Source organism: Williamsia muralis NBRC 105860, from assembly GCF_001598915.1.
Classification (GTDB): Bacteria; Actinomycetota; Actinomycetes; order Mycobacteriales; family Mycobacteriaceae; genus Williamsia; species Williamsia muralis.
On sequence record NZ_BDAP01000001.1, the window covers coordinates 243,889 to 270,220 of the forward strand.

Annotated in this window: 23 protein-coding genes and 2 tRNA genes; 14 read left to right on the plus strand and 11 right to left on the minus strand. The window is 63.1% G+C overall.

What is annotated here, in order from left to right; all coding sequences use genetic code 11:
* Nucleotides 1–10: 10 nt before the first annotated feature.
* Nucleotides 11–1,072, minus strand: coding sequence for a histidinol-phosphate transaminase (gene hisC, locus WIMU1_RS01155; protein ID WP_062794788.1), 1,062 nt, complete (start codon nt 1,070–1,072; stop codon nt 11–13).
* Nucleotides 1,073–1,211: 139 nt separating this feature from the next.
* Here hisC and WIMU1_RS01160 point away from each other — a divergent pair.
* From WIMU1_RS01160 to WIMU1_RS01170, 3 genes are all read left to right on the plus strand, one after another.
* Nucleotides 1,212–1,303 (plus strand) — tRNA-Ser (locus WIMU1_RS01160).
* 36 nt (nt 1,304–1,339) lie between these two features.
* Nucleotides 1,340–1,412, plus strand: a tRNA-Arg gene (locus WIMU1_RS01165).
* A 332-nt stretch (nt 1,413–1,744) separates the two neighbouring features.
* Nucleotides 1,745–3,235: a flavin-containing monooxygenase gene (locus WIMU1_RS01170; RefSeq protein WP_062794789.1), complete on the plus strand. Its 1,491-nt coding sequence runs from the start codon at nt 1,745–1,747 to the stop codon at nt 3,233–3,235.
* A 250-nt stretch (nt 3,236–3,485) separates the two neighbouring features.
* Here WIMU1_RS01170 and WIMU1_RS01175 read toward each other — a convergent pair whose 3' ends face one another.
* A complete protein-coding gene (locus WIMU1_RS01175; RefSeq protein ID WP_084247930.1) occupies nt 3,486–3,767 on the minus strand; it encodes a hypothetical protein in 282 nt (93 codons plus the stop codon).
* Nucleotides 3,768–4,080: 313 nt separating this feature from the next.
* Nucleotides 4,081–4,731, minus strand: coding sequence for a TetR/AcrR family transcriptional regulator (locus WIMU1_RS01180; RefSeq protein WP_084247931.1), 651 nt, complete (start codon nt 4,729–4,731; stop codon nt 4,081–4,083).
* A 106-nt stretch (nt 4,732–4,837) separates the two neighbouring features.
* Between WIMU1_RS01180 and WIMU1_RS01185 the strand changes: the two genes are divergently transcribed.
* Nucleotides 4,838–6,082: an ABC-2 transporter permease gene (locus tag WIMU1_RS01185; RefSeq protein WP_147431441.1), complete on the plus strand. Its 1,245-nt coding sequence runs from the start codon at nt 4,838–4,840 to the stop codon at nt 6,080–6,082.
* Nucleotides 6,079–7,191: an ABC transporter permease gene (locus WIMU1_RS01190; protein WP_062794793.1), complete on the plus strand. Its 1,113-nt coding sequence runs from the start codon at nt 6,079–6,081 to the stop codon at nt 7,189–7,191. The genes WIMU1_RS01185 and WIMU1_RS01190 overlap by 4 nt, the downstream gene beginning before the upstream one ends.
* A gap of 724 nt (nt 7,192–7,915) precedes the next feature.
* Here the strand turns inward: WIMU1_RS01190 and WIMU1_RS26515 are convergent.
* Together WIMU1_RS26515 and WIMU1_RS01195 are read right to left on the minus strand one after the other, a co-directional pair.
* Nucleotides 7,916–8,191 (minus strand): hypothetical protein, encoded by a 276-nt coding sequence (locus tag WIMU1_RS26515; RefSeq protein WP_211339038.1) that lies wholly within the window; start codon nt 8,189–8,191, stop codon nt 7,916–7,918.
* 22 nt (nt 8,192–8,213) lie between these two features.
* Complete coding sequence (locus WIMU1_RS01195) at nt 8,214–9,149, minus strand: FAD-dependent oxidoreductase (RefSeq protein ID WP_211339037.1); 936 nt, start codon at nt 9,147–9,149, stop codon at nt 8,214–8,216.
* A gap of 95 nt (nt 9,150–9,244) precedes the next feature.
* On the opposite strand from WIMU1_RS01195, the gene WIMU1_RS01200 reads away from it, so the two are divergent.
* From WIMU1_RS01200 to WIMU1_RS01210, 3 genes are all read left to right on the plus strand, one after another.
* Nucleotides 9,245–9,868 (plus strand): TetR/AcrR family transcriptional regulator, encoded by a 624-nt coding sequence (locus tag WIMU1_RS01200; protein ID WP_062794794.1) that lies wholly within the window; start codon nt 9,245–9,247, stop codon nt 9,866–9,868.
* Nucleotides 9,858–10,208: a nuclear transport factor 2 family protein gene (locus WIMU1_RS01205; protein WP_211339036.1), complete on the plus strand. Its 351-nt coding sequence runs from the start codon at nt 9,858–9,860 to the stop codon at nt 10,206–10,208. The genes WIMU1_RS01200 and WIMU1_RS01205 overlap by 11 nt, the downstream gene beginning before the upstream one ends.
* A 135-nt stretch (nt 10,209–10,343) precedes the next feature.
* A complete protein-coding gene (locus WIMU1_RS01210) occupies nt 10,344–11,312 on the plus strand; it encodes an enoyl-CoA hydratase/isomerase family protein (RefSeq protein WP_245969168.1) in 969 nt (322 codons plus the stop codon).
* Here the strand turns inward: WIMU1_RS01210 and WIMU1_RS01215 are convergent.
* Both WIMU1_RS01215 and WIMU1_RS01220 read right to left on the minus strand, forming a co-directional pair.
* Entirely contained in the window at nt 11,307–12,656 is a 1,350-nt protein-coding gene (locus WIMU1_RS01215) for an amidohydrolase family protein (protein ID WP_062794797.1), read from the minus strand. The two genes, WIMU1_RS01210 and WIMU1_RS01215, sit on opposite strands and share 6 nt — an antisense overlap.
* Nucleotides 12,650–13,858 (minus strand): CoA transferase, encoded by a 1,209-nt coding sequence (locus WIMU1_RS01220; protein ID WP_062795660.1) that lies wholly within the window; start codon nt 13,856–13,858, stop codon nt 12,650–12,652. Before WIMU1_RS01220 ends, WIMU1_RS01215 begins: the two co-directional genes overlap by 7 nt.
* Nucleotides 13,859–14,199: 341 nt before the next feature.
* Between WIMU1_RS01220 and WIMU1_RS01225 the strand changes: the two genes are divergently transcribed.
* Together WIMU1_RS01225 and WIMU1_RS01230 are read left to right on the plus strand one after the other, a co-directional pair.
* The gene (locus tag WIMU1_RS01225; RefSeq protein WP_062794798.1) at nt 14,200–15,675 is read left to right on the plus strand and encodes an MFS transporter; all 1,476 of its coding nucleotides are present in this window, start codon (nt 14,200–14,202) and stop codon (nt 15,673–15,675) included.
* Nucleotides 15,672–16,355: a TetR/AcrR family transcriptional regulator gene (locus tag WIMU1_RS01230; protein WP_062794799.1), complete on the plus strand. Its 684-nt coding sequence runs from the start codon at nt 15,672–15,674 to the stop codon at nt 16,353–16,355. Before WIMU1_RS01225 ends, WIMU1_RS01230 begins: the two co-directional genes overlap by 4 nt.
* A gap of 15 nt (nt 16,356–16,370) precedes the next feature.
* Here the strand turns inward: WIMU1_RS01230 and WIMU1_RS01235 are convergent, their stop codons facing one another.
* Genes WIMU1_RS01235 through WIMU1_RS01245 form a run of 3 tightly spaced genes read right to left on the minus strand, consistent with a single transcriptional unit; the run spans nt 16,371 to nt 18,844 of the window.
* Nucleotides 16,371–16,886, minus strand: a complete 516-nt coding sequence (locus WIMU1_RS01235; RefSeq protein ID WP_062794800.1) for a DoxX family protein — start codon at nt 16,884–16,886, stop codon at nt 16,371–16,373.
* Between the two features lie 34 nt (nt 16,887–16,920).
* A complete protein-coding gene (locus tag WIMU1_RS01240; protein ID WP_062795661.1) occupies nt 16,921–17,661 on the minus strand; it encodes a GntR family transcriptional regulator in 741 nt (246 codons plus the stop codon).
* 28 nt (nt 17,662–17,689) lie between these two features.
* Nucleotides 17,690–18,844 carry an acyl-CoA dehydrogenase family protein gene (locus tag WIMU1_RS01245; protein ID WP_062794801.1) on the minus strand — a complete coding sequence of 385 codons (1,155 nt, stop codon included), beginning with the start codon at nt 18,842–18,844 and terminating at the stop codon, nt 17,690–17,692.
* 198 nt (nt 18,845–19,042) lie between these two features.
* Between WIMU1_RS01245 and WIMU1_RS01250 the strand changes: the two genes are divergently transcribed.
* The 4 genes from WIMU1_RS01250 to WIMU1_RS01265 all read left to right on the plus strand — a co-directional run bounded on the left by WIMU1_RS01250 (nt 19,043) and on the right by WIMU1_RS01265 (nt 24,545).
* Nucleotides 19,043–19,888 carry an HpcH/HpaI aldolase/citrate lyase family protein gene (locus tag WIMU1_RS01250; RefSeq protein WP_062795663.1) on the plus strand — a complete coding sequence of 282 codons (846 nt, stop codon included), beginning with the start codon at nt 19,043–19,045 and terminating at the stop codon, nt 19,886–19,888.
* Nucleotides 19,888–20,895, plus strand: a complete 1,008-nt coding sequence (locus WIMU1_RS01255; RefSeq protein WP_062794802.1) for a MaoC family dehydratase — start codon at nt 19,888–19,890, stop codon at nt 20,893–20,895. Before WIMU1_RS01250 ends, WIMU1_RS01255 begins: the two co-directional genes overlap by 1 nt.
* Nucleotides 20,896–21,022: 127 nt before the next feature.
* Nucleotides 21,023–23,788, plus strand: a complete 2,766-nt coding sequence (locus WIMU1_RS01260; protein WP_062794803.1) for a branched-chain amino acid ABC transporter permease/ATP-binding protein — start codon at nt 21,023–21,025, stop codon at nt 23,786–23,788.
* Entirely contained in the window at nt 23,781–24,545 is a 765-nt protein-coding gene (locus WIMU1_RS01265; protein WP_084247932.1) for an ABC transporter ATP-binding protein, read from the plus strand. Before WIMU1_RS01260 ends, WIMU1_RS01265 begins: the two co-directional genes overlap by 8 nt.
* Nucleotides 24,546–24,927: 382 nt before the next feature.
* Here the strand turns inward: WIMU1_RS01265 and WIMU1_RS01275 are convergent, their stop codons facing one another.
* Nucleotides 24,928–26,169, minus strand: coding sequence for an ABC transporter substrate-binding protein (locus WIMU1_RS01275; protein ID WP_062794805.1), 1,242 nt, complete (start codon nt 26,167–26,169; stop codon nt 24,928–24,930).
* Between the last annotated feature and the right edge of the window lie 163 nt (nt 26,170–26,332).

Genomic DNA, 26,332 nt, shown 5'->3' on the forward strand with positions numbered 1-26,332 from the left:
ACGCGGTGATCTAGCGGGACGCGCGGTCGCGGGCGAAGGCCACGAACCGGTCGTTCTCCGCTGCATGCGTCACGGTGACCCGCACACCTTCGCCTGCGAACGGGCGAATGATCACACCGGCGTCCATCGCTTCCTGAGCGAAACGTGTCGTGTCGTCGGCGAGGTCGATCCACACGAAGTTCGCCTGACTTGCCGGCACGTTGTATCCGGCGTTGCGAAGCTCGCTGGTGACCCGCTCGCGCTCGGCGACCACGGAGTCGGTCCGGGCCAGGAGTTCGTCTTTGGCATGCAGACTCGCGATGGCAGCCGACTGGGCCAGCGAGTTCACGCTGAAGGGCACGTGCACCTTGAGCAGTGCATTCGTGACTGCCGGGTCGGCGATCGCATAACCGACCCGCAACCCGGCCAGACCGTAGGCCTTCGAGAACGTGCGCAGCACAACGAGGTTCTTGTAGCGGCGATGTAGTTCGACTGCGTCGTAGCGTTGGGCCTCGGTGGGCCTGACGTACTCGTAGTAGGCCTCGTCGAGCGCCACGATCACATTGGACGGAACCCGAGCCATGAAGTCGTGGAGGGCAGCTGAGTCGACGACGGTGCCTGTCGGGTTGTTCGGGTTGCAGATGAAGATCAACCGGGTGCGGTCGGTGATGGCGTCGGCCATCGCCGGCAGATCGTGCACTCGTCCCTCGGTGAGCGGCACCTGGACCGGGGTCGCACCAGCAACCCGGGTGGCCAGCGGGTACGTCTCGAACGACCGCCACGCGAAGAGCACCTCGTCTCCAGGCCGCGTGGCGATGGTGATCAGGTTCTGGCAAAGGGTGACCGACCCGCAGCCGGTCTGGATGTTCTCCGGGGCCACATCGAGATGCTTGGCCAGCTCGCTGGTCAGCTCCACCGCACCGTTGTCGGGGTAGCGGTTGACGCCGGCCGCGGCCTCGGCGATCGCGGCGGCGACACCCGGCAGGGGTCCGTCGGTGGTCTCGTTACTCGCGAGTTTGAGAGCGCCGGGCACGTTCTTGCCGGGCACGTAGGCGGGGACGTCGGCGAGATCGGGGCGGATATGCGGGGTCACCCCAACCAATCTAGGGGAGGCTGCCGACTCCCCTCACCAGGGCCTCTTGCCGTTGCGGAGGTGGCGCGACGAGGCGGTTTGCTCTGGCTGCCGCGGACTGTGTAATCTTTTGCTTCGGCAGTTCGAAAGGACTCCACCAGGAGGCGTGCCAGAGCGGCCGAATGGGACTCACTGCTAATGAGTTGTTCCGCTAAAACGGAACCGGAGGTTCAAATCCTCTCGCCTCCGCCAGTGCAACCAGACTGACGTACAACTGAACACGAACATGCGCCCGTAGCTCAACGGATAGAGCACTTGACTACGGATCAAGAGGTTAGGGGTTCGAATCCCTTCGGGCGCACTACAGATGCGGCCCACACCATCGCACTCGCGAGGTGTGGGCCGTTTCTTTTTGCCGAGTGGGCCGAACGCCTGACGGTCCCTGGTGCAAGTAATGGTATGTGCAACAGCAGATTCCGCGCCTGCGACCGAGGCGATGGCGCGGCCACCTCACCAGCGGCCATCTTCGGCAACCACCGCCGCTTCTGCTCTGATTCCAGAGGTCACGATCGATGTGACATCCACGAGCGTAACATTGGACAATGGCAGTAATGTGGCTGGTCAACGGCTGATGGTGGGGCGGCGAGTGTGCCCCGACCAAGCACCACGTATCTGAAACGGGAGGCCTGAATCGTGCCCGACACTCAGCGTCCGCACTACGAGATCGTCATTGTCGGCGGTGGTTTTTCCGGTTTGGGGACCGCGATCGCACTCAAGGATGCCGGTTTCCACGACCTGCTCATCGTCGACGACGCCGATGGTCCTGGCGGCACCTGGCAGTGGAACACCTACCCGGGTGTGGCGGTCGACATCCCGTCGTTCAGCTACCAGTTTTCCTTCGCTCAGCGATCGACCTGGTCACGTAGCTACGCACCTGGCCGTGAGCTTCGCATGTACGCCGAGCAGATCGTCGACGAATACAACCTCACACCCCACCTGCAGTTCTCCACCCGCGTGCACAAGGCGACGTTCGACGCGCAGTCCGCAAACTGGTTGATCTCGACCAGTGAGGGGGATGTCACCGCACGCTGGCTGATTCACGCCGGTGGACCGCTGAGCCAGCCCAAGCTGCCCGAGATCGACGGCATCGACACCTTCGAGGGCGCGACGATGCACACAAGCCGATGGGATCACGAGGTGTCCGTGGCGGGTAAGCGGGTCGGGATCATCGGCACCGGAGCGACGGCCGTGCAGGTGATCCCCGAGATCGCACCCGACGTCGAGCATTTGACGGTCTTCCAACGCACGCCCATCTGGTGTCTACTGAAACCAGACTTCCCCCTCGGCCGCGTCGGACGCGCAGGCTTGAAGAAAATCCCCGGAGTCAGGCAGGGCGCCCGCCTGGCGAGCCAGGCGTTCGTCGAGGCGACGTTCCCGGTATTGGCGCACTTTCATCGATGGATTCCCGGCACCGCCGCCCTCGAAGTTGCCGCCCGCAAGTATGTCGCCATACAGGTCGACGATCCGACCACACGAAACAAGCTCACGCCGACCTACGCCCTCGGGTGCAAACGGCCGAGCTTCCACAATTCGTATCTGTCAACGTTCAACCGCGACAACGTCGCCCTGGAAACCACGTCAATCGAGGCGATCACCCCGAACGGGATCCGGACAACCGACGGCGCCGAACACGAACTCGACGTACTCATCCTGGCAACGGGTTTCAAGTTCACCGACAAGGATGCGCTACCGACCTATCAGCTCACCTCGGACGACGGCACCGACTTGGCCGAGCACTGGGATTCCGAGCGGTTCCATTCCTACCAGGGCGTCACGACGGCGGGCTTCCCGAACTTCTTCACCGTCTTTGGCCCATACGGCTACAACGGTGCCTCCTTCTTCACGCTGGTCGAGAACAGTGCGGCCCATATCGTGCGGGTACTCGACGAAGCCCGCCGCCGCCAAGCCACGTCGGCCGAAGTGACCGCGACCGCGCAGGAAAAGTACATGACCTCGATACTGGCGCGCCGCCCGCTGCAGGTGTTCACCAATCCGACCTGCGCGAGCGCAAATAGCTACTACTTCACCAAGAACGGTGATGTGCCCTTCCGGGCATCGACCACACTCGAAGCAGCCTGGCAGAGCCGGCGGTTCTCCCTTGCCGACTACACCTTCGCCGAGTAGGCAACGGGTGCCCGCGGTCGACAGATCACTAACGCCTCGTGGACGTCTCGCGGCCTGCGCACAGAACTCAGAGGCGGACTGACTCCGCGCTAAATCCAATTAGCGCGGATACGCGAGGTTCAAGCTGCAGAAACCGTCCTGCACCTGCTATGTCGCACGGCATACACCCCGGCATACATACTCGGTGCCGCATACCGGCGCTTTGGTACCACTCAGCGTTCAGGCTGGGGGTCCTCCGATGAGTCCACGGTCACGTGCGCAGAAAGGTGATCGACGCCGCCGCGGACGCCATCGCACATCTCGCACAGCGTCTCCCACGAAACTGGGTCGACTGAGTGTCGTTCGCCCATCGAAAGGTCGGATTGAGGTGAATGCCCTTGAAGATGTCTGGCAATGCGATCAAGACGATGGAGGAGTTGATCGTCGCGATTAGCATGCCCAGTGTGGTGTTCGACAGTGCAATCCACTTGTAGTGCGGACCGAGCTCGTCGATGGTGCGAAGCCTGTTGCGGTGCAATGTTTGTTGCGTCATCACATCTACTCCTGGAGTGCCGAGAGATTTTGAGACGGTGGGAGAGTCGACGCACTAACAGCGGCGGCCCCTGGGCTGCTCCATCGCGGCCCGATCTCAGGGTAGTTGTGTGTTGCTAACTAATCGAACCCGGCAAGACTGACATTGCCGGACAGGCGCTGGATGACTTGGCCAGACTCCGCCACGTGACACGCTAAACGGCTATGCCGACAGTCAATTCGTGGTGCGACGCCCGATTTGGCCGTCGGTCGGTTGCCGGATCGATCAGTGCCCTCGCGAGTGGGTCAACAGTGCTGATGCGTGCGTGTGGGGGTTATTTGCCGGTGGCCGGGCAGGCCGGCGCGGTAACGGCGTGCTGCATCAGTATCCAGATCCGTTCGGAGATTCGGCGACGCTCCTTCTCGGAGTCGATGTCGGCTTCGCGGGCCCAATGCTCGAGGAGTGCGATGGCTCCGCCGGTGACGAAGTGGGCCAGCTCTTCCTGGTCGCCCCCGCGTGGGTGCACGCGCTGAATGTAATCGATGACCAGGCCGAAGAGGTACCCGGAGATCTCGGTGCGGGCTCGCGTGCCCACATTGGAGTTGATCACCCGGTGATAGAGATCGTGATTCTTGCTGATCTCGGAGACCAGCGCGTTGATCCGCCCAATGGCCTCGTCCTGGGTCGGTGGGCCGGGCGGTAGTTGCTGCTCGCCGTGCAGGATGTCGTCGATCCGCACCTGAATCACCGCCGCAAGTGCTGATTCCTTATCGGCGAAGTGTTGGTAGACGGTGGGGCGACTCAATCCGGCGCGTTGCGCGATGTCGGTGATCGAGATGTCGTCGGGATCGAGCTCGGCAAGCAACTCGCCTGCTGCCGCGATCAGGGCATCTCGTGATCGGCGAGTCCGTGGATCGGTCCTGGGGGAGCCTGCGGCGGTAATGGAGTCGCGGGTCGACCGGGCTGCGCCACTCGGGGTGGTCACGCGAGACCCTCACCACTGGCAACTCGACTTTTATTACACATGTAGTAAAGTTTACGTCAGTAGTCTAATTTACATCTGTAAGGTAAGTTCAATCGACGGAGAGATCATGACTTCTTTTTCAACTTCCCCGTCTACCGGCACCCAGTCGGGCACTGACGGCGCCGTTGTGCCGAACGTGACGCACGAGCACGACAAGGTCCTCGTTCCCAAGCCGCTCCGCAAGAAGCCGCCGGAAAAGGTGATGATGTACGCCGGGCTGTCGATGCCGGTGCTGCTGATGATCCTGCTGCCGTTGCTCTACACCTGGGGCCTTCACTCTCCGAGCCCTCGCCATATGGAGGTCTCGATCATCGGCTCGTCCGAACAGACGAGCCAGATGGCCGCAGGGATGCAGGCGCAGGTCGGGTCGAGCTTTGATTTCGGGGTGATCCCCGATGCGGAATCGGCCAGGACCGCCATCATGCAGCTCGACACCCGCGGCGCCTACGACCCCGCGACCAACACCGTCTACGTCGCCAGCGTCGGCAACCTCGCCGCCAAGCAGGCCGCGACGGCGGTGTTGAAGAGCATCGGTGAGAATGTCGCCGGTGCCACCCCGAACGTGGTCGATCTGGCGCCTGCCCCAGCGAGCGATGCCCTCGGCAACACCGTGATGTTCATCGCGATCGCTGCGATCATGGGTGGCTTCCTCACGGCGACGATGATGCGATTGCTCCTGCCCGGCATGGGATTACGCATAGAATTGGCCATCCTCGCGGTGATGTCGGCGATCTCGGGGATCATCCCGACGTTCGTCGCCTACTCGGTGTACGGCGCACTGTCGGCAAACGTGCTCGGAGTCGCACTGTTGTTGTCCGCCTTCGCTTTTGTGATCGGCAGCTTCCATCTCGCCGGGATGAGACTGATCGGGCCTGCGATGGTGTTGCCGACGCTGTTGATCATGTTGTTGTTCGGGGTCCCGGCATCGGGCGGTGCCATTGCCCCGGAGATGGTGCCCGGCTTCTTCACCCACCTGCACTCGGTGCTGCCGACGCCGGCCCTCATCGAGGGACTCAAGCGGCTCGTGTACTTTCCGGACGCACCGCTCGGTGCGACGGTCACCACGCTCGCCGTGTGGGCGGTCATCGCGATCTTCCTGCTGGTACTCGCGGCGCTCAAGCACCCCGCCGAGGAGGAGCCGTTGCTCACCAACTTCGGCCCGATCCCCGATCCTGTCGAAGAAGAGTCGGCGCCGGCCGAATCGGTTGAACCCGCCGACCCGGCCGACCCGGACTCCGGCGGGTCCGATTCCCCTGGCCGCGCGAGCGGTGATGAACTCGCAACTAGCGCTGTCGAAGGAGACCCGCGATGACCGCCCCCGAACCCACCGTGCACCTCGGCTTCGTCGCCGCCCTGCGCAGGGACGTGCTGAAGTTCTTCGGTGGCGAAGACCACCCGACCGGCAGACAGCTGCGGCGCCGACGCACCCTGCTAAGTGGCATGCTGCTCCCGCTGTTCTTCCTGATCGGCCTGCCCCTGGCCTACGTCGGTCTGATGCACTCACCCACCCCGAACGGGATGGAGATCAGCGTTGTCGGCTCGAGCAGTGCCGCGGAGGAGTTCGTCACCACCGCGGAAAATGGTTCGCCACATGGTGAGTTCGACATCAACCAGGTCGACTCGGTGGACGAGGCCAAGGACCGAATTATGCATCTCGATTCCCGGGCCGCCTATGACCCGGCGACCGGCACCCTGTACGTGGCGAGCGCGGGTAACGCGACGGCGACCGGTGCGGCCGAGGCGTTCGCGACCGCCATCGCGGCGTCGAACGATCAGAGTGTGACCGTCGAGAACCTCCAGGGGCTGCCACAGAGTGACGTGGTCGGAGCCGGGGTCATGTACATCGGCCTCGGCGCGATCGTCGCGGGCTTCCTGACCACCACGACCGCTTCGATTGTCGCGCCGCGCATCCGGATCCGCACCAAGGTGATTGTGCTCGGGGTGATGAGTATTGCTGCGGCGGCGGTCCAGATCTTGATCAGCTACGGGATCACCGGAACCCTGCACGAGAACATGTGGGGTGCCGCGGCCCTTGCGGCACTGCTGGCCTTCACCTGCGGCATCGTCAATCTGGCCGGTTTCGTCTTGTGGGGGCCCATCCAGTTGCTGGTATCGATAGGACTGTTCATCTTCCTCGGGGTGCCGGCGTCGGGGGTGCCCATCGGTATCGATATGGCGTCGTCGTTTTATCAGTTCCTGCAACCGTTGCTGCCGAGTTCCGCTGCTCTCGACGGACTCAAGCGCATCGTCTACTTCGACGCCAACGGAATCGGACCGATCATCCTCACGATGATCATCTGGATCGCTGCCGCGACCGTGGGTCTCGTGTTCGCCCACCGTCGTCGGTCGAAGATCGTCGCCGAGTACTACGCGCAGAAGGGTCCGGTGGCAGACAAAGAGCGTGAGTCGGTGACTGCATGATTGCACGGTACCCGGACGCACGGCCGCGATGACGCGGTGAGCACGACAACCCTCTACTCTCCACAAGAGCCGGTAGGGGGTTGTCCTTCATCTAGGTCGATTCTGGTCGACAATGGGAATTTCAGTCGAGAACCGGACTCGCCGTGCCTGTACTTGAGAAAGACGTTGAACGTGATCCTCATTTCGGGAGGCTATGGCGCAGTAAAGGTCTCGGCGTTCGGCCGACTTCAACCCACACCTCGAATCGGTCAAGTAGTTCACTGCTGTGCTTGCCAAATACGGTGACGGCACGAACGTTTCATCGGTGTCCAACTGTGGGTGCTCGCCGGCGGCGATCAAGTCCGCGCCTCCGACTGAATTGCTGAACTCCGATGGAATCATGTTCCAACGCAACGGAAACAGATTGCGTTCTCGCCAAACACCTGCAGTGCCGACGGTATTCTGGCGACCGCGGACAAGAAAAGCAGCCCTTCGGACTCCAGCGCATCCCGGCTGATCCCGCGCTCTATGAGCTACCGGGCAGCTAGCAGTCAGCCTGACGCAGATGCCTGAACCCTGTGCGCCGTTGTTTACCGGGTGCACAGCGTTTGGTCTTTTCAAGCCAACAGCAGCTACGTGTTCTGCCCCCGATTGAAATGCTGGCCGGGTTGAACCGCTATGCGCCTATCGGCGAAGTGATGTCGTCGCCGGCCGGGCGTTTCGGCACGTTCACCGCTCAGTCTGCTCATGCGAGCGCGAGCGTGGTGAGGATTTCGGGAGAGTAGGAGTCGGCCTCGACGCTCCACGGTCCGGAGTGCACCGCTGCAAGTGCTGCTCCGAGCTCGGGTCGTTGACCGAGCATTCTAATGATGCGTGGCCGTCGCGTCATGCGGTCCGTCATTCCGAATCCAGCTATGAGCTCGGTGAGTGCACTGGCGAAACGCAGTCGCGCCATTCTCGCGTTCCGTTCGACGGTGTACTCGGACAGCGTCGCCGGATTCCAGGCAACATTGTCAAGCAACGCTTCGGACAACATTCGTGCATCACGGAGGGTGATGCTTAGACCTTGGGCGGTGACCGGGTTGCTCCAGCCAGCCGCGTCGCCGATCAATGCACCACCGGGTACCACTGGGGTATCTGTCCACGCGTCGTTCATGGGGAATGTGGCGCAGGGGCCGATCGGTGTCGACTCGGCGAGCTGGTCGTGATCGGGAAATATCGGGGTCCGGTACGAGTCGAGGAAATTCGGTGAGCGTCGCCGGGCCTCTGAGCGGGTCCGGATCGTCGACACGTCGGCCGACGTACAGCCGTAACTTGTTGTCGGCGCGGGGAATAACAATGAACTGGTTGCGACCATCGACAGCGATCGTGGTCACGTCACGATCCCATAGTCCTCCGTCGTCGACGAGCATCCCGGTAAGCCTGACGCGTGGCTCACTGGTGAACATCGGAATGCCCAGTGCCCCGCGCGTCACCGAGAACTTACAGTCGGCCCCGACGATGACGCGGCAGCTGATTGTGCGCTGCGCGCCGTCGCGGCCGAAAGTGACCTGCGGATCGTCTCCTGCAACCACGGTTGCGCGACGGACGCCATGGACAACGGCCGCACCGGCTTTGGCTGCGGCGTTGGCCAAGGCCGCGCGGAGCTCGGGGTGACCCACGCCGATCACTCCTGGCGCACCCGGAACGACTGCTGACAAATCGCTGGATCGACTGAGTGCCTGGTCGATCGTCGAAGACTCGTCATAGGGAACCATTCGAGTGATGACCGATACCCCGTCGGCCTGCAGCACGGCGTCGGCCACACCGAGTTCTCGGGCTTCGGTGAACCCCCATGGAACCATCGCCTCGCCGCGCACCATGTCCCGGTACGTGGCTTCGCGTTCCAGAACGGTGACGGCAACACCCGCCGTCGCCAGTCGGGTGGCCAGCGCGCAACCACCGATTCCTCCACCCATGACCACAACATCCGCGTCCATTCAACCAAATCCTCTCGAGGGTCCATTAACAACCGGTCAATGGCCGTCATTTACTATGGCATAATGGGCTCGACGAGACCAGAAGGGGGGTAACGGTGGTGCGGAACCGGGGTGGGACCCAACCGTCGCCGATGTCGGAGTTCGACCTAGTCGAGGCGGCGTTGCGGGTGGTGGAACGATCGTCTCTTCACGAGCTGACCGTTCGTGCAGTCGCCGATGAGTGTGGTGTCACTGCTCCTGCAGTCCACTATCACCTGCGGGGCAAGGCCGACCTCGCCGATCGTGTGGTCGAGGCGGTCGCGGCGGGTATCGAGATCTCGATCGAGCCGGACGACCATTGGATCGATCAGTACATCTGCCTCGTCGCGGCGATGGACCGCGCCTTCCTGCGATATCCGGGTACGGGATTGCGTGCACTGACGGCTGAAGGCAGATCCGCTGCTGCAGCGCGGTTGAGCGCCACCGCACTCGACATCCTGCGCGGCGCGGGGTTCCCGGATCGGGATGCCCGGGAGATCTTCACCGCGACATACCTGATCTTCGTGGGCTGGCTGGCGACTCGCGGACGCGCGCAGAGCGGTACGATCCACCCCGCCCTCGCCGCGGTCGGCACCGCGGCCGGTAATGACGGCATCGAAGCTCTGGAATCCGCACTGCGCCACCTCTTCGAAGGCGCCAAGCATGTCACACACAATGAGAGAAGCAACATTGAGCATTGACAAGAGCGACTGGATAGCGGCGTACTTCGCGGCCTGGGATTCGGCGGACGTTGAGGCCATCGTTGAATGTTTTGCCGAAGACGTTGTGCTGGAGGATATCCCAACCGGACACGGAGCGAAAGGTAAAGAGCAGGCCAGAACATTGGTGGTGGAGTCGCTCAAGCTGGTACCCGGCGCGACGTACAAGGTAGTGACCGAACTGGTTGCTGGTGAACATTTTGCAGTCGAGTGGATCATGCAACCGGCCGGACTGCGCGGATCATCCGTGGGCACTGTTGCTCATGACGGCAGAATTACCACGAATCGCGATTACTGGAGCGCAAATACAGCCGCGGACTGATCCCCGTGCGGGCACGGACCGGGCCGGGGCAACGAACTCTGCGATCGGACGTAGAGGCACTGGTGCACAGCGTGGAAAATGTCTGGGATCAGTCGGACCCCGGCAGTTGAAGGAGGCAATGTGCCGGGTGATTTGATGATTGTTGATCTCGCCGATCCGGCTGTCCCCACGGTGGGGGAGTGGTCGCTGCCCGGGGTGATGGTGGGGGTGTGCCGAGGTGGCGTCCCGCGCTCGGACAGTGCAGACCGGTGGCTCGATCTGAGCTCCTTCACCGTGACCGACACTGCGTCCGATGATCGACGGGTGGTGCAGGTCTCAGACATTGACGAGACCATCGCGTTGTTGTCCGACAGGGTCGCGTCGCGGCCGGTCGCGGCGGCCATCTGCGATGACGTCTTGCGTGCCGGGTCGGCCGCCGGTAGCACCGCCGGTGGGTTGATCACCGAGTCGCTGGCCTACTCGACCTTGCAGGCCGGGGCCGAGTTCGGTGGGTGGCTCGCAGCCCAGGGTCCGCGGCGTCGTCACGAGCAGGATGATGCTGTGTTGTTGTCTCGCGATGGTTTAGCGATGGACATCACCTTCAATCGCCCGGATCGTCATAACGCCTTCAGCAATGCCCTGCGCGCCGGGTTGATCGACGGTTTGACGGTGGCACTGGCGGACCCTTCGGTCGAGTCGGTGAGGTTGAGCGGCCGGGGCCGTTCCTTTTGCAGCGGTGGTGACCTCTCGGAGTTCGGAATGTTCTCCGATCCCGCCGACGCCCACCTCGCTCGTACACGGCACAGCCCGGCATTGCTTCTCGATGCTCTGACCCGTCGATTGGGCGCGGGTTGCCGGGCGGATGTTCATGGCGCTGTTCTCGGCAGTGGAATGGAGATGGCAGCCTACTGCGGTGTTGTTGCCGCGCATCCGGATACGGTGTTCGGCCTACCGGAGTTGGACCTGGGGCTGGTTCCGGGTGCCGGTGGCACGGTGAGCGTTCCTCGGCGGATCGGGCGCTGGCGTACCGCATATCTGGTCCTCACCGGGCACCGGATCGACGCGGCCACTGCGCTGCGATGGGGCTTGGTCGATGAGGTGAATGAGCCGGCACCTCCGTCATAGGCCGACGCTGTGACGGATGTGTCCGCCGATGACCGTGGCCGCGACCAGTTCCGCGGAGAGTTCGGCCAGTACGGCGTCGGGCCCGGCGGACATGAGGCACAGATCGGCGCGTTCTCCCGCCACCAGGTCGCGCGGTCGTGCCGGCGTGTGCGGATCGCCGAGGAACATCGCCAATGCTGTTGCCGCGGAAACACGTTCGTCTGGCGAGAGGAGGGTTCCCGATGTGGTGAGCCGGTCTCTGGCTGCGCGCATGGCCGCCCACGGATCGAGCTCGCCGAATGGCGCATCGGTACTTCCCGCGATCGGCACACCCGCTCGAGACAGGCTTGCGACCCTCCACAACTCGTGCTGCTCGGCGGCGGGTACGTCGACGACGTACTCCTCGCCCCGTTCGGCGACGAAATTGGGTTGTGTCACCACGGTGATTCCGAGACCGGCCAGATCGTCGAGCATGTCGTCCGGCACCATCGCCGCGTGCTCGATCCGATCGCCCGTACGCACACCTGCAGTTCGTAGGGCGGTGAGTGCGACGACAAGTTGAACGACCGTCACGCAGTGCAGAGCCACCGCGTGACCACTCGAGTGTTGCCGGGCCACCCACAGCGTCAGTTCGTCGAGGTCGAGTGAGTTGTCGTCGAGGATCCGTTTGGTCGGCCCGAACTCGAGCCGCGAAAAGCGCTGTCCCTCAGGGCGCGAGAGCACCATCACCCGCTGTGGGAGTTGTCCCGTGTGCACGGCTGCGTCGAGGGCCTCGAGATCAGCGGCACCGAGATTCGGTGTGGCCTCCGTGATCCCGGTGACGCCGAACGCTGCCAGCGCTGAGCCGAGTGGGCGAAAGTCCATCGATTCGCCGGCTGTGATCGCCGCGAACTCGACGTCCTGTCGAAAGAACAGGCCGGTGGGGTGATCCGGCCGACCAAGAGCGATCAGGCCAGGTGTGTTCACGATCCACAGTGCGCCGCTGCGGTGTTGGATTCTCACCGGTGCACCGTCGAACAATTCGTCGAGGCGGTGGCGGTCCAGCTCGCCGGCGACGCTGTCGTGGTATCCGACCGCACGTATCCAGCCGTCGGTGCGAGGTGCACATCGGTGGAGTGTCTCGGCCAGCTGCTGCGGTGTCGTCACATGTGGCGGGCCGACTTTCACTGACTGCATCGCAGCCACCGCGGCCCTGGCGTGCACATGATGATCGTGTAGTCCGGGCAGCAGCGTGCCACCTCGGGCATCGAGCACCGGTTCGTCACCGGTCGCCGACAACTCGAAGGCCACGTCTGCCAACCGGTCGCCGGCGATACGAACCGCAATGGGCTCACCGGTGATCCGGCGTGCGCCGGTGATCAGCATGCCCGGCCCCGACGCTCGGCGACGATGTCGAGAACCGTTGTGTCGTCGATTCTTTCGAATATTGGATCGGAGAACTGTGGGAGAGCCGGCGGCGAGATGTCGATACCGGTGGGCTTGGTCCCCTCGATTGTCGGGAGGGCGGCGTACTGGGCAGCCACTCCGGCCATCGCCACGTCGATGATCTCACCGCCACCGCGAGCGAGAGATGCAAGTACCGCCCCCGCAGCCTCCAGGCCGGTGAGCGGGTCGGCGATCGCGTCGCCGCAGAACACCGGGCCGCGTGTACCGCGTCCGACGAGACCACCGGCGACGGCGGCGTCATCGCCGAAGGCGACGCGGTTGGTCATCCCGGTAGCCCGGCCATAGCCGGTGATCCGCACCCACACACGCCCGTCCCGGGGCGATCTCGTCGGCGCATCGAGACCGGCCTGTTCGAGCGCGCGAGGGCGGGATGCCTCGATGACCACGTCCGCGACGTCGAGCAGGCCGGTGAGTCCGACAGCGCGGTGACTCAGTTCTGATGTGTAGAAGAGCTTGTGGCCGTTCATCCACGCGAAGAAGTCGCGGTTGCCGGCTCTGGCCCCGTCCGGCCGGTGCGGGCTCTCCACCTTGATCACGGTGGCGCCGAGCTTCTGCAGGAGATGGCCACACAACGGTCCGGCCCACATGGCAGACAGGTCCACCACCAACAGATCCGAGAAATCGGGGGCCGGATGTGCCGGCCACGCACTGGTGATCTCGAATGGGTCGGTGGTCACCGACCCCAGTACGGCGGCCGGGATCTCGAGCATCTGGGCACGATCAACGATCTGATCGGCATACAGGTGGGGCAGCCGCTCGTTCAGCACATCCCACGGGTTCTCGATCGGATCCGCTGATTCGAGCAGCGCCGGGAGTGAGTCGATATCGCCCGCGCGCGACAACGTGATAGCCACCCAGGTGTCGCGGCACCGGATCAGGCGCGTGCCGCCTCCTGCACCCTGTTGGCCGGCGCGGGATGTGCCCATGAGCGCCGCCCGGCCTGTCAAGAGCTCGCCGGCATCCGCGCCGAACGTCGCGGCGACGGTATCGGCCCGCTCCAGGATCTGCGCTCGGGAGTAGTCGGGGGTTTCGGGATCGCCGGTCAGGTAGGCCATGCCGCTCTGCGCCCATCGCCGCACGAACGTCTGGACGTCGCCTCCCGACCGGTCTCCTCGCGCCATGACATCAAATGTGTCAGGTACCGACGGCGCGCGCACAGAACTACCTAAGAAGGCCGCGACTGGGCGGCTTGATCGATCCGCAGGTCACCCTGGCCAGGCAAGCCCGACGCCTAGACGACGACCGGTACCCAGCTCCCGGTGAGCGTCGATGAGCCCGGCCCAAGGCAGCGTAACCGGTTGACACTGAGGACATTTCGCGACCGGTTTGTCTGAATTGCCCGTTCTGGGACGCCTCGTAAGTGTGATTCAGACCTCAAGCGGAGCGTGCACTCCGCTTCGGGTGATACGTTTTTTCGTATCCGGAGCCGAGCGCTCCGCTTTCGAAGCTTTTGGGGGAATCCATGGAAACCACACCTCGCCGTGCGCACTATCAAGTGACATTCGCGGTCCTGACCGTGGGAGTTGGGGCTTTTGCTCTCTTGCAGTCTCTGGTTACGCCGGTCTTGCCGACTATCGAGGCGGCGCTTCACACGAGTCAGACCAATGTCACCTGGGTGTTGACGGCATACCTTTTGTCGGCGTCGATCTTCACGCCGATCATGGGTCGTCTCGGCGACATGACCGGGAAGAAGCGCATCTTTGTGATCGCGATGTTCGCGCTTGCAGTCGGTTCGCTGTTGGCGGCACTCGCCACGTCGCTCCCGGTCATGATTGTCGCTCGCGTCATTCAAGGTGTGGGTGGTGGCGTACTGCCGTTGGCGTTCGGCATCATTCGTGATGAGTTCCCCAAGGAGAAGGTTGCCGGCGCGGTCGGCGTCATCGCTGCACTCACCGCGGTGGGCGCGGGTCTGGGCATCGTGCTCGCCGGCCCGATCGTGGAGGCGCTGAGCTACCACTGGCTGTTCTGGATTCCGCTGATGATGATCGTCCTGGCTGGGGTCGCTGCATTCTTCTTCGTCCCTGAATCAAAAGTTCGGACCGCAGGAAAGATCAACTGGATCACCGCTGTGTTGTTGTCTGCGTGGCTCGTTGCTCTGCTGTTGGGAGTCAGCCAGGCGCCGACGTGGGGTTGGGATTCGCCCAAGGTCATCGGCCTGCTCGTGGCCGCTGTGTTCCTCGTGGTGACCTGGGTGTTCGCCGAGGCGCGTTCGTCCAACCCGTTGATCGACATGAAGATGATGCGGGTTCGCACCGTGTGGGCGGCCAACCTGGTGGCCCTGCTCATGGGCGTCGGTATGTATGCATCGTTCGGGTTCCTGCCGCAGTTCCTGCAGACACCAAAGGACTCCGGGTACGGATTTGGCGTATCGGTGACCGAGTCGGGAATGATGTTGCTGCCCATGAGCATCGGCATGTTTGTCCTCAGCCTCGCATCCGGCCGTCTCGCCGCACGCTTCGGTTCCAAGAACATCTTGGTGGTGGGCTCTGTGATCGGTGCGATCGGGTACTTCATGGTCGCTTTCCTGCATGAATCGAAAGTCGACATCTACCTGGCTATGGCCATTGTGGGAGTCGGATTTGGACTGGCTTTCTCGGCGATGTCGAATGTCGTGGTCGCCGCTGTGCCGGCGGAACAGACCGGGGTCGCGAGTGGGATGAACGCGAACATCCGCACCATCGGCGGCTCCCTCGGCGCGGCGTTCATGGCCAGCGTCGTCACAGCCGGTGCGTCGTCATCTGGACTTCCAAAGGAATCCGGTTACACCAACGGCTTCGTCATGCTGGGAGCAGCAGTCGCTCTCGCAGCCGTTGCGGCGCTGTTCATCCCGGCGATTACCCGCGACAAGAAGAGCCATCTCGAGAAGCAGGCGGAACTCTCGCACCCCGAACTCGCGCTGGTTGCCGCAGGCACAGTGGTAGGCGACAAGTCGGAATGAGCATCAGACCCGCTGTTCGCTCGGATTCCGTGGTCGAAGGTAGAGCGCTGCGCCGCGACGCGGCGGAGAACCGCAAGCGACTACTCGCTGCCGCCGAGCAGGTGTTCAGCGAGGGCGGTCTCGACGTCGGTGTCGAAGAGGTCGCGCGCGTCGCCGGTGTCGGGATGGGAACGTTGTATCGGCGATTTCCGACCAAGGAAGCCCTGATCAGCGAGCTGGTTCGTGAGATGTTCGTCGACCTCGTCGAGATGGCCACCGCCACGCTGCAAGTGCCCGAAGGTGAAGGATTAGAGCAGCTCCTGTACGGAACCGGTGTACTCCAGGCCTCGCACCGAGGCTGTCTGTCGCGGCTCTGGAATGACGATCAGACTACGGCGATGAAAAACGAGTATCGCCGGATCATCGCCGAATTGCTCGTCCTCGCCAAGGACGCCGGACGAATCCGCCGCGACGTCACCCACACCGACATCGATCTGACCTTCTGGGCGATTCGAGGTGTCATCGAAACCACCCGCGGTGTCAGTGACACCGCGTGGCGCCGGCATCTGGCGGTCGTGATCGCCGGAATGCGTCCAGGCGCTGAAAAATTCGCTGAACCGCCGGTGGACGAGCATGACGTGGCGCGCGCGAAGTCGCGGTCGGTGCCATCGACGGGTAGATCGCCCTTCGTCGAAAGCTGAGGTCCGGCGTCGGCGCTAGTGCGGCTCAGGTCGGTGGAAGGTGGCCAGCTGTGCACCTGCGGCAACCAGCCCGAGACCGGCAGCCAATGCCGCAGCGTGATTTCCACTGACCTTGGTGTCGAGTCCGAGCGCCCGATCGACACTCCAACGACCGGGACCGATGCCAGCGAGGGCGACAGCGCCGACGGCGAGGTTGGCGACGTACTCCCATCCTTCCGAGGTGATGAAGAAACCGTTCGGCATGTGTACCGATCGGGCCGCGACGGCCATCGTGCCGACCACCGCCGCGGCAGCCAGCGGTGTCGCGGCGCCGGCGACTATCGCCGCGCCGGAACCGACTTCTACGACCGCGCTGGCCTGGGCCTGAAGTTTGGGTCGGCGAAAGCCGATCGATCCGAACCAGCCGGCCGTGCCGTCGATGCTGCGGCCGTGCTTGAGCCCATGAGCGATCATTGTGCCGCCGATTGCTGCTCGGAGCAGCAACTGGATACCGGTGTTGTCTGGTTGCGATCGGGAGAAGAGGTGTGCCATAGGATTTCCTAACTCTGAAGTTCGTGCCGGACGTCTAGGCCCGCTGCAATGTGACGCGGTAGGTGTAGTGCTCGGGCAGGTAGTGACTGACCGACAGTTCTCGCGCGACACCGCGTTCGTCGCTGTACAGGCGGTCGATGCGCAAGACCGGATGCCCCTGATCGCAGCAAAGATTGACGGCATCGGCGGCGTCGGCGATGTCCACTGTGATCGATTGCGCCGCTTCGGAAATCGGTGATGACAGATGTGGCTCGAGCAGTCCGATAACCGTGCATGTACTTTCGGCACCGGTAGTCATTTCTGGTGCCTCGAGAATGAGCCTGGCGGTCTCCTGGGGTAGATGGACGGTTGTCAGTACGAATGGCACGCCCTCGTGAAACCGCCGGAACACCACCGTGTAGACGACGTCACTGTCGAGTCGCAGCCGGCTGGCCGCTTCGACGTCGACACGACGTTGGAGCGCGCTGACGACTTCCATCGTGGTGTCGGTCGACAGGTTCATCAGGTCCTGGATCGAACCCTGCTGCCGCAGATACCGACCGCCGGATTCGTTGACGAAGGTTCCCCGCCCGGGTACGCGGTAGACGATGCCCGCGGCCACCAGATCGACGAACGCGCGCCGCACGGTCTGCCTGCTGACCTCGTAGCGGTCGGACAGTTCTGATTCGGTGGGCAGCCGGGCCCCGTTGTCGTAGAGCCCGGCGACTATGTCTTGGCGCAGTTGATTCGAGAGCACCTGGTAAGCGGGCTCAGTCTCGCGTTTCTTGACGATCATGGTGTCCACGATGGTACGGCGGGTGCTCTCAGAGCTTTCCGCGTGACACGAGCTGGGCCGCGATGACGTTGCGTTGGATCTCGTTGGTGCCTTCACCGACGATCATCAGCGGCGCATCACGCAGATAGCGTTCCACGTCGTATTCGGTGGAGTAGCCGTATCCGCCATGGATGCGAACAGCATTCAAGGCGATCTCCATGGCCGCTTCGGATGCGAAGAGCTTCGCCATGCCGGCCTCCATGTCGCAGCGCTCTCCCGAATCGAACTTCTCGGCGGCATAACGTGTGAGCTGACGGGCGGCGGTGAGTTTGGTGGCCATATCGGCGAGATAGTTGCCGATGGACTGATGCTTCCATATCGGCTGACCGAAACTCTCCCGCTGCTGGGCGTACGCGAGCGCGTCTTCCAGAGCTGCGGCCGCGACACCGAGTGCTCGCGAGGCGACTTGGATGCGGCCGGTTTCCAGGCCCTTCATCATCTGCCCGAACCCCTTGCCCGGGATGCCACCGAGGATCGCTGACGTGGAGGTTCGGTAGTTGTCGAAGGACAGTTCGCACGTCTCCACCCCCTTGTAGCCGAGTTTGGGTAGGTCCCGTGAAATGTTCAGGCCGGGACCGTGTTCGACAAGAACTATCGAGATGCCCTTGTGACGTGGAGTCGCAGTCGGGTCGGTCTTGCACAGCAACGCGATCAGACCCGATCGGCGGGCGTTGCTGATCCACGTCTTGGATCCGTTGATGACGATGTCGTTGCCATCGGTCTTCGCTACTGTGGACATCGCCTGCAGGTCCGAGCCACCACTGGGTTCGGTGAGGGCCATCGTCGCGCGCAGCTCACCGGTCGCCATGGTCGGCAGGTACTGCCGCTTCTGCTCCTCGGTACCGAACAGCGACAGCAATTTGGCGACCACTGTGTGACCTCCCATCGCGCCGGCCAAGCTCATCCAGCCGCGCGCGAGCTCCTCGGTCACCTGTACGTAGCACGGCATCGATACCGGGGAACCGCCGTACTCCTCGCCGACAGCGAGCCCGTAGATGCCGATCTGCTTCATCTGCTCGATCCACTTCTCGGGATACTCATTCGCATGCTCGACCTCGCGCACCGACGGCTTGACCTCGCGATCGATGAAGTCGCGCACCGTCTTGACCAGGAATGCCTCTTCGTCGTTCAGGTCGTGTTTCATCTGCCCTCCGGCGGTTCGTCTTTGTACGGCCATATTTGGCTATTTTGCCTTCTAAGTCAACCAGCCGTCCTTGACATATGCCTTCGGAGGAACCAGCATCTGCCGAGGACAAAGAATTTCGCCATACGTTGGCCGAACTGGAGCGTCAGTCTTTCTGCACACTTTGGCCGGACATATCTACCAGACTTGGAGAGCAAGATGCACCGCCGTAGATCGGTTCTGATCGTGCCTGGGTCGCAGCGCCGCAAAATCGACAAGGCGCTCGGTCTGGGAGCTGACGAGGTGGTGATCGACCTCGAGGATGCGGTTGCGCCGCCGCAAAAGGATCTAGCCCGCGAACTCGTCGTCGAGGTTCTCGCCGGGGCCGATGCGAATGGTCCCAAGATCGCGGTTCGGATGAACAGTATCGATTCACCCTGGGCGCGTGACGATCTGGCAGCCCTGGCAATGACAAGTGAGAACTTGTCGAGTGTGGTCGTCCCGAAAACGGAGAGCCCACAAGACCTGGAAGCAGTGGTGGAAGGGTTGGACGGACACGAGGCCACAGTGCAGGCGTTGATCGAGACGCCCGCCGGACTCACGTTCATCGACGACATCTGCCGCTCTTCTGACCGGTTGGATGCGGTGATCATCGGTTACGCCGACCTCGCCGCGACCTTGGGCCGCCAGCGCGATCTCCCAGCGCACCGGTGGGCGAGCTTGCAGGATCGGGTCCTGGTTGCCGCACGAGCAGCCGGGGTAGCAGTCATCGATGGACCACACCTCGGAATCTCAGACGACGCCGACTTCCGTGCCGCGACGAACTGGACCCGCGAATCGGGCTTCGACGGCAAGTGGGTCATCCACCCCTCTCAAATAGACTTCGTCACGCGAGCGTTCACTCCGACGATCGACGCCGTGACGCAGGCCCAGCGGATACTGGACGCCCTGGCCGATGCGGAGGCTCGCGGCGCAGGCGCTGCGGTTCTCGACGGGCAGATGCTCGATGAAGCGATCGCCGCATCGGCGCGTCGCGTATTGGCACAAGCCGAGGAGCTTCGATGATGGCCGGATCCGAGCCTGCCGACGCAACCACGGTCGGCGGACCGTACTTTGACGAACTCACAGTTGGGCAAGTCTTCGACTCAGCGCCGTCGATGACCCTCACCAGCGGTGCAGCAGCGTTGCATCAGGCCATCCTCGGCGATCGTCTGCGGCTGCCCCTCGATGCCCATCTGTCGTCAAAAGTCACTGGGCGAGACACCGCGCTCGCCCATCCGGGACTGGTGTGCGATGTTGCCATCGGCCAGTCGACACTGGCCACCCATCATGTGAAGGCGAACCTCTTCTACCGCGGCCTGCGGTTCCATAGTTTCCCCCACATCGGCGACACGCTGCACACTCGCACCGAAGTCGTTGGCCTGCGCGCCAATTCGGTCAAGCCCGATCGGCGGCCCACCGGTCTCGCCGCGTTGCGGATGGAGACCACCGATCACAACGGACGTCTGGTCTTGGACTTCTATCGTTGCGCGATGATCCCGTTCTCTGACGCCGACCAGAGCGGCAGCCCAGCACCCACCGACGACCTGACTGCCATCGGCCCGACAGTCGAGCCGACGTGGGCCATCCCCAGTGGCTGGGATCTCGCTGCTTTCCCTTCGAAATCCGATCCTGCCGACTTGGTGGGAAGAACATTCATCAGCAGCGCCGACGTGGTTTCCAGCGCTCCCGAACTCGCGCGTCTCACATTGAACATTGCGGCGACGCATCATGATTCGCACGTCAATGGCGGACAGCGTCTGGTCTACGGTGGTCACACCATCGGTATCGCGCTGGCCCAGGCGACGCGGGCATTTCCCGACCTGATCACCGTCCTTGGCTGGCAATCATGCGACCACTTGGGACCCGTCCGCGAAGGCGATACCATCACCAGCCGGCTACATGTCGACGGGACCGAATCACTCCGCGACGGAGCCAGGGCGCTGCGACTGCGGTCGATCGCCGAAGTGGTGCACGGTGACAAAGAAAACGTGCCCGTACTCGACTGGCGTTTCACGGCGTTGACCGCATAGTCGCCCGCAGAAGTAGTCGCCATCGATGTGACTGACATCAATCCGCGGCAAAGGGGTGACGTAGGTCGCAGTATGATCTAACATCAGTGTCACCTTTGAAAGATCTCCGGTGAGGAATGGCGTCACAATGCAGCATCTGGTGTTTTTGCTACTCGGGCTAGGCAACGGCGCGGTTTTCGGCGCTTTGGCACTGGCTGTCGTCCTGACGTATCGCAGTTCTGGCGTCGTGAACTTTGCGACGGGAGCCATCGCGCTGTACACCGCGTACACGTACGCATACCTACGAGAGGGCGAGCTACTCATCCTCATCCCGGGTCTGCCGGACTCGATAGATCTCGGCGGGCCGATGGGACTGTGGCCTGCGATGGCGATCTCACTGGTCATCGCCGCGCTTCTCGGCCTGATCCTCTACTTACTGGTCTTCCGGCCGCTGCGCACCTCGCCGCTCGTGGCGCGGGCAGTCGCGGCGCTGGGAATCTCGCTTCTGATTGCGGGATTGGTTGCCCAAAAACTCGGCACTGACCCGATCTCGGTGGATCCGATCTTCCCAGTCGACATCTGGCAGTCCGGTGACCTCCAGTTGTCGGCCGACCGCTTCTACTTCGCGCTCACGATCGTCGTCCTGGCGATCCTGCTGGCACTCGTCTTCCGCTACACGAAGTTCGGCCTCGCAACACGTGCATCCGCAGAAACCGAGCGCGGCGCCTACGTCAGCGGTATCTCACCCGACCGGATCGCGGCCTACAACTGGATGCTCAGTTCCGCTGTTGCCGGCCTGGCGGGCATCCTCATCGCGCCCATCGTCCCGTTGGTGCCGGTTGCGTACACCCTGTTCATCGTCCCGGCCTTGGCCGCAGCCATCCTGGCCCGCTTCGATCTTGTGGTGGTAGCCGTATTCGCCGGCCTGGCGGTCGGAATGCTTCAGTCCGAAGCGCAGTATCTGGCAACGAAGTTCGACTGGTTGCCGGCCGCCGGACTGCCCGAACTGGTTCCGCTGATCCTGATCCTGCTGGTGCTGCTGATCCGTGCCAAGCCCTTGCCGGCCCGCGGTGCGATCATCTTGCAGACCCTTGGACGTGCGCCGAGACCGAATCATGTGGCACCTACCGCCGTTGTGATGACGATCGTCGGTGTACTGGCCCTGGTGCTGCTCGACGACCGCATGCGTACCGGACTGATCGTCAGCTTCATCATGGCCATCGTCGCGCTGTCGTCGGTCGTGGTCACCGGCTACGCGGGACAGGTCTCCCTGGCCCAGTTGACCATCGCCGGTGTCGCGGGCTTCCTGCTCGGTCCGATCGCCAACACATTCCATCTGCCCTTCCCGATTGCTCCGATCGTGGCGGCGCTGTGTGCGGCCGCACTCGGTGTCCTGATCGGGCTGCCCGCCTTGCGAATTCGAGGACTCACCGTTGCGGTGGTGACGCTCGCGATGGCATTCGCGGTCGAGGCCATCTGGTTCCGGAACGTCGACATCGTCGGCGCCGAGGGTGTCAAGGCACCGAAGCCCAGCCTGTTCGGTTGGGATCTGGGTATCGGTCAAGGACTGGACTATCCGCGAGTCACCTTCGGGGTGCTTGTGCTCCTGGTCTTCGTCGCCGTCGCCGTCTTCGTCGCCTTGTTGCGGCGTAGCCGCCTCGGTACGGAAATGCTTGCTGTGCGAGCTAACGAAAGATCTGCTGCCGCGGCCGGTGTCAGCGTTGTCCGGGTGAAGATCCTGGCGTTCGCGATCGGTGCATTCATCGCCGGCATCGGTGGTTCCCTGCTCGCCTATCAACAGCAGACGGTGACCTTCGATTCCTATGCGGCGTTGGGCGGTGTGGCTCTCTTCGCCACCGTCTATCTGGCGGGCATCACGTCCGTGGCCGGCGGCATCCTGGCGGGCGTCACAGCAGCCAACGGGCTCTTGTTCATCTTCGTCGACGAGATGTGGTCGGTGAGTGGGTGGTACGTCGTCATCTCCAGCGTGCTGCTGATCTTCACGGTGATCATCAACCCCGAGGGCATCGTCGGACCGGCCCATACGTTGCTGGCGAATCGTCGCGCTGCGTCACTCAAAGCGAAGGCCAAAGCGGTGTCGGCTGCGGACGCGGCCACCGATGTTCCCGCCAAGGACCTGTCGGCCGAGCCCCGGGTCTTCGACCGCACAGCGCTGCCGGAGCTCTCCCTCACTGATGTCTCGGTGAAATACGGTGGTGCGGTTGCACTGTCAGACGTGTCGCTGCAGATCCCCAAGGGTGCACTGGTGGGGCTCATCGGCCCGAACGGCGCCGGCAAGACGACGCTGATGGACGCGATCACCGGATTTGCCGACTACACCGGCGATGTAACCCTGGCCGGTGCCTCGATGGGCGGGCTCGCACCGCACAATCGGATCAGGGCAGGTCTCGGTCGAACCTTCCAGGCGATCGAACTCTACGACGACCTCAGTGTGACCGAGAACGTCAAGGTCGGCCGCACCGCCGCGGTGCACCGTCCGGACGTCAAGGCCGAACACAGCGACATCGGCCATCTGACCGAGGTGTTCGAACTTCTGGGCATCGGCGACATCAGTGAGCGTCCGGCCGGCGAATTGTCTCAGGGGCAGCGCCAACTGGTATCGATCGCTCGCGCTCTGGCCGGTTCACCCAACCTGCTTTTGCTCGACGAGCCGGCCGGTGGATTGGACAGCACCGAAAGCCGTTGGCTGGGAGAACGATTGAGAAGGATCTGCGACAGTGGGATCACAATTCTCATGGTCGATCACGATATGGATCTGGTTCTGAACATCTGCGATGAGGTCCACGTCCTCAACTTCGGTGAGCTCATCGCCTCCGGAACCCCAGCGGAGATCCGGGCGAACCGGACCGTCGCGACCGCATACCTAGGAAGAGAGGCTCAGGTTCATGGCTGACTTGAAACTGGCTGACAAAGCGAACCACCCGAACGACCCAGGGCCCACTGCGGTTCCGATCCTGGAATGCCGCAACGTTTCCGCCGGCTACGGCTCGGTCAAGGTGGTCCGCGATGTCAGCTTCTCGCTGCAGGCCGGGTCTGTCCTCGCAATCCTCGGCCCGAACGGTGCCGGCAAGTCGACACTGATGAACACTCTGGCGGGATTGCTGCCGCGAAAGGGCGGCGACGTAGTCGTCGAGGGCAAGGAATTGCGGAGTGGCCGGCCCGGAGAGGCCAATCGTCGCGGACTGGTGCTGGTTCCGGATGACCGCGCGCTCTTCACGTCGATGACGGTGCGCGAGAACCTGTCCATCGCGAAGCGATCCGGTGGTCTCAGCGTTGATGCGGCGATGGAGATGTTCCCGGCTTTGGCGAAGCGGATCAGGGTCAATGCAGGGTCGCTGTCCGGTGGCGAGCAACAGATGCTGGCCGTGGCTCGCGCCCTGACCCAGAATCCCAGAGTTCTCCTCATCGATGAGATGAGCATGGGGCTGGCACCGGTCATCGTCGAGGAGTTGCTGCCGATCGTCCGCCGGATCGCCGATGAGACCAATGCTGTTGTGGTGCTGGTGGAACAGCACGTCCAGTTGGCCCTCGAGGTTGCCGATGAGGCGTTGGTCATCGTCCACGGTGGTGTCCGGCTCAGCGGCTCCGCAAGCGATCTCGCAAAGAATCCCGAGCTCCTGGAGCAGGCCTACCTCGGAGAGGCTGTCTGACCTTTCGACACGAAGGCCGGCCATCCTCCGCGCAGCGGAGGGTGGCCGGCCTTGTTGTGCTCGCACGTCCTCCGCCGACCGTGCCAATCCAACCGTCGACCGTGCCGAAAGTACTGCCGATCGTGCCCTACCAACCATCGAGTGTGCCGATGTCGCCGCCGAGGCTTCTCCTGGTGCGATCTACTCGTCGGTGAGTGTGCAAAGTCGGGGTGTCGTCGGCGCGATGGGCACGCTCGGCGGCAACGAGGGCACGCTCGATGGTTGGTAGGGCACGCTCGGCGGTGATATCGGCACGGTCGATGGCGGGGTGGGACATTAAGCGACAACGAAACTGGCCGCCAACCCTTTCGGGTTGACGGCCAGTTGAGTTCGAGCTATTCGATCAGGCGCTCGGTGTTGCGTACAGCTTCGGATCGATGGTCACCTGTTGGAAGTCGGTGAGTTCACCGTTCTTGGTTGCCTTGGCGAGAATGCCGTCGGCGCTGCAGATGTTGGGCGAGATGGGGATCTGCTTACCGTTGCACTGGAACATGATTCCGTTGGTGAGCGGGTACTCGGTGGGCGGAGCCGTCTTCATGGCTTCCATGACGGTCTGCTGCGTCGGGTCGGTGACCTTGGCGGCGTTGAGTGCCTTGATCATGCCGAGCATCGGGGCGTATCCGGCCGAGGACAGCTGGCCGAACTTGGCGCCGTCGCCGTACTTCGCGAGAACCGCCGAGTAGAGCTGTGAATCGGGAGCATCCGGGCTCAGATTCAGAGCCGTGGCGACATTGATGCCCTCATAGCCGTTGGGGATCGAGGAACCGCCACCGATGGTGACGCACCGGTCGATCGCGAAGATCGGTGCGGTCGGCTTGGTGGTCTTGATCGCCTTGAACGCACTGGTGCAGAAGCTGTCGTTGCCGATGACGAAGAAGTTGTCGGCGTCGGCCCCTGCGGCGCTGATCTGCGGGGTCATGTCCGCGGTGCCGGGCGGGATGCCGACGACATTGAAGTCGAGACCTGCGTTGCCCCAGATCAAACTACCGAGCTGACGGGTGGGTCCCTCGGCGCCCGGTACGCCGATGGCGACACCGACGGTGTTCTTGAGTCCCTCGTCCTTCGCCGCAGTCGCGGAGATGCCGAAGTAGGCGGTACCGTTCGTCAGCGAGAAGACGCCGGGGGAGCTGAGACCTTTTTGCGTTGTCCCACTGTGGATCACCAGTGGGATACCGGCCGGTGACAGGACGTCGACAAGGTTGTCGAGTTCACCGGGGGTCGGTCCGACCACGGCGGCGGCCTTGGCCTGGACCATCTGATTGGCACAGTCGGTCGCGACGGCGGGCTGCGCCAGTGCCTGGCACGACTTGACCTCGATGGGGTGGCCGCCGATGCCACCGAGGTACTCGTTGGCGTAGTTGGCGGCAGCTTCGGCACCACGGATCTCGTCGGTGACGTCGATGGACTGAGATTGCCCCTCGCTCACGAATCCGATGGTGACGGGAGTCCCCGTGGCCTTGTTCGGCGTGCCGAGTACGGATTCGTTGGCGGAAGGCTCAGCGGCCTTGTCGCCACCATCATCCGAACTGCTACAGGCGACCATTCCGGCGGCGAGGGCGGCCGACAACAGGGTCGTTGCGATCAACCGCCGGCCTGTCCTTGATTTCTGCATGTTGTGCTCCTGAGGTCGGGACGAAAACTGCGCCCGCACGTTGGTTGTTGCGTGAGCGTCGTATCGGATTCTGCGGGCAGTCACCCGAATCGGACTTATTCGGAGACGCAGTGTCAGATACGGACCCCTGAATCGT

What these genes read in the sequence shown, in the direction of transcription:
- WIMU1_RS01175 (WP_084247930.1), bottom strand. Translation starts at nt 3,767, where the DNA reads ATGACGCAACAAACATTGCACCGCAACAGGCTTCGCACCATCGACGAG.
- WIMU1_RS01185 (WP_147431441.1), top strand. Translation starts at nt 4,838, where the DNA reads ATGACTTCTTTTTCAACTTCCCCGTCTACCGGCACCCAGTCGGGCACT.
- WIMU1_RS01190 (WP_062794793.1), top strand. Translation starts at nt 6,079, where the DNA reads ATGACCGCCCCCGAACCCACCGTGCACCTCGGCTTCGTCGCCGCCCTG.
- WIMU1_RS01195 (WP_211339037.1), bottom strand. Translation starts at nt 9,149, where the DNA reads ATGGACGCGGATGTTGTGGTCATGGGTGGAGGAATCGGTGGTTGCGCG.
- WIMU1_RS01210 (WP_245969168.1), top strand. Translation starts at nt 10,344, where the DNA reads ATGATTGTTGATCTCGCCGATCCGGCTGTCCCCACGGTGGGGGAGTGG.
- WIMU1_RS01215 (WP_062794797.1), bottom strand. Translation starts at nt 12,656, where the DNA reads ATGCTGATCACCGGCGCACGCCGGATCACCGGTGAGCCCATTGCGGTT.
- WIMU1_RS01220 (WP_062795660.1), bottom strand. Translation starts at nt 13,858, where the DNA reads ATGGCGCGAGGAGACCGGTCGGGAGGCGACGTCCAGACGTTCGTGCGG.
- WIMU1_RS01225 (WP_062794798.1), top strand. Translation starts at nt 14,200, where the DNA reads ATGGAAACCACACCTCGCCGTGCGCACTATCAAGTGACATTCGCGGTC.
- WIMU1_RS01230 (WP_062794799.1), top strand. Translation starts at nt 15,672, where the DNA reads ATGAGCATCAGACCCGCTGTTCGCTCGGATTCCGTGGTCGAAGGTAGA.
- WIMU1_RS01235 (WP_062794800.1), bottom strand. Translation starts at nt 16,886, where the DNA reads ATGGCACACCTCTTCTCCCGATCGCAACCAGACAACACCGGTATCCAG.
- WIMU1_RS01240 (WP_062795661.1), bottom strand. Translation starts at nt 17,661, where the DNA reads ATGATCGTCAAGAAACGCGAGACTGAGCCCGCTTACCAGGTGCTCTCG.
- WIMU1_RS01245 (WP_062794801.1), bottom strand. Translation starts at nt 18,844, where the DNA reads ATGAAACACGACCTGAACGACGAAGAGGCATTCCTGGTCAAGACGGTG.
- WIMU1_RS01250 (WP_062795663.1), top strand. Translation starts at nt 19,043, where the DNA reads ATGCACCGCCGTAGATCGGTTCTGATCGTGCCTGGGTCGCAGCGCCGC.
- WIMU1_RS01255 (WP_062794802.1), top strand. Translation starts at nt 19,888, where the DNA reads ATGGCCGGATCCGAGCCTGCCGACGCAACCACGGTCGGCGGACCGTAC.
- WIMU1_RS01260 (WP_062794803.1), top strand. Translation starts at nt 21,023, where the DNA reads ATGCAGCATCTGGTGTTTTTGCTACTCGGGCTAGGCAACGGCGCGGTT.
- WIMU1_RS01265 (WP_084247932.1), top strand. Translation starts at nt 23,781, where the DNA reads ATGGCTGACTTGAAACTGGCTGACAAAGCGAACCACCCGAACGACCCA.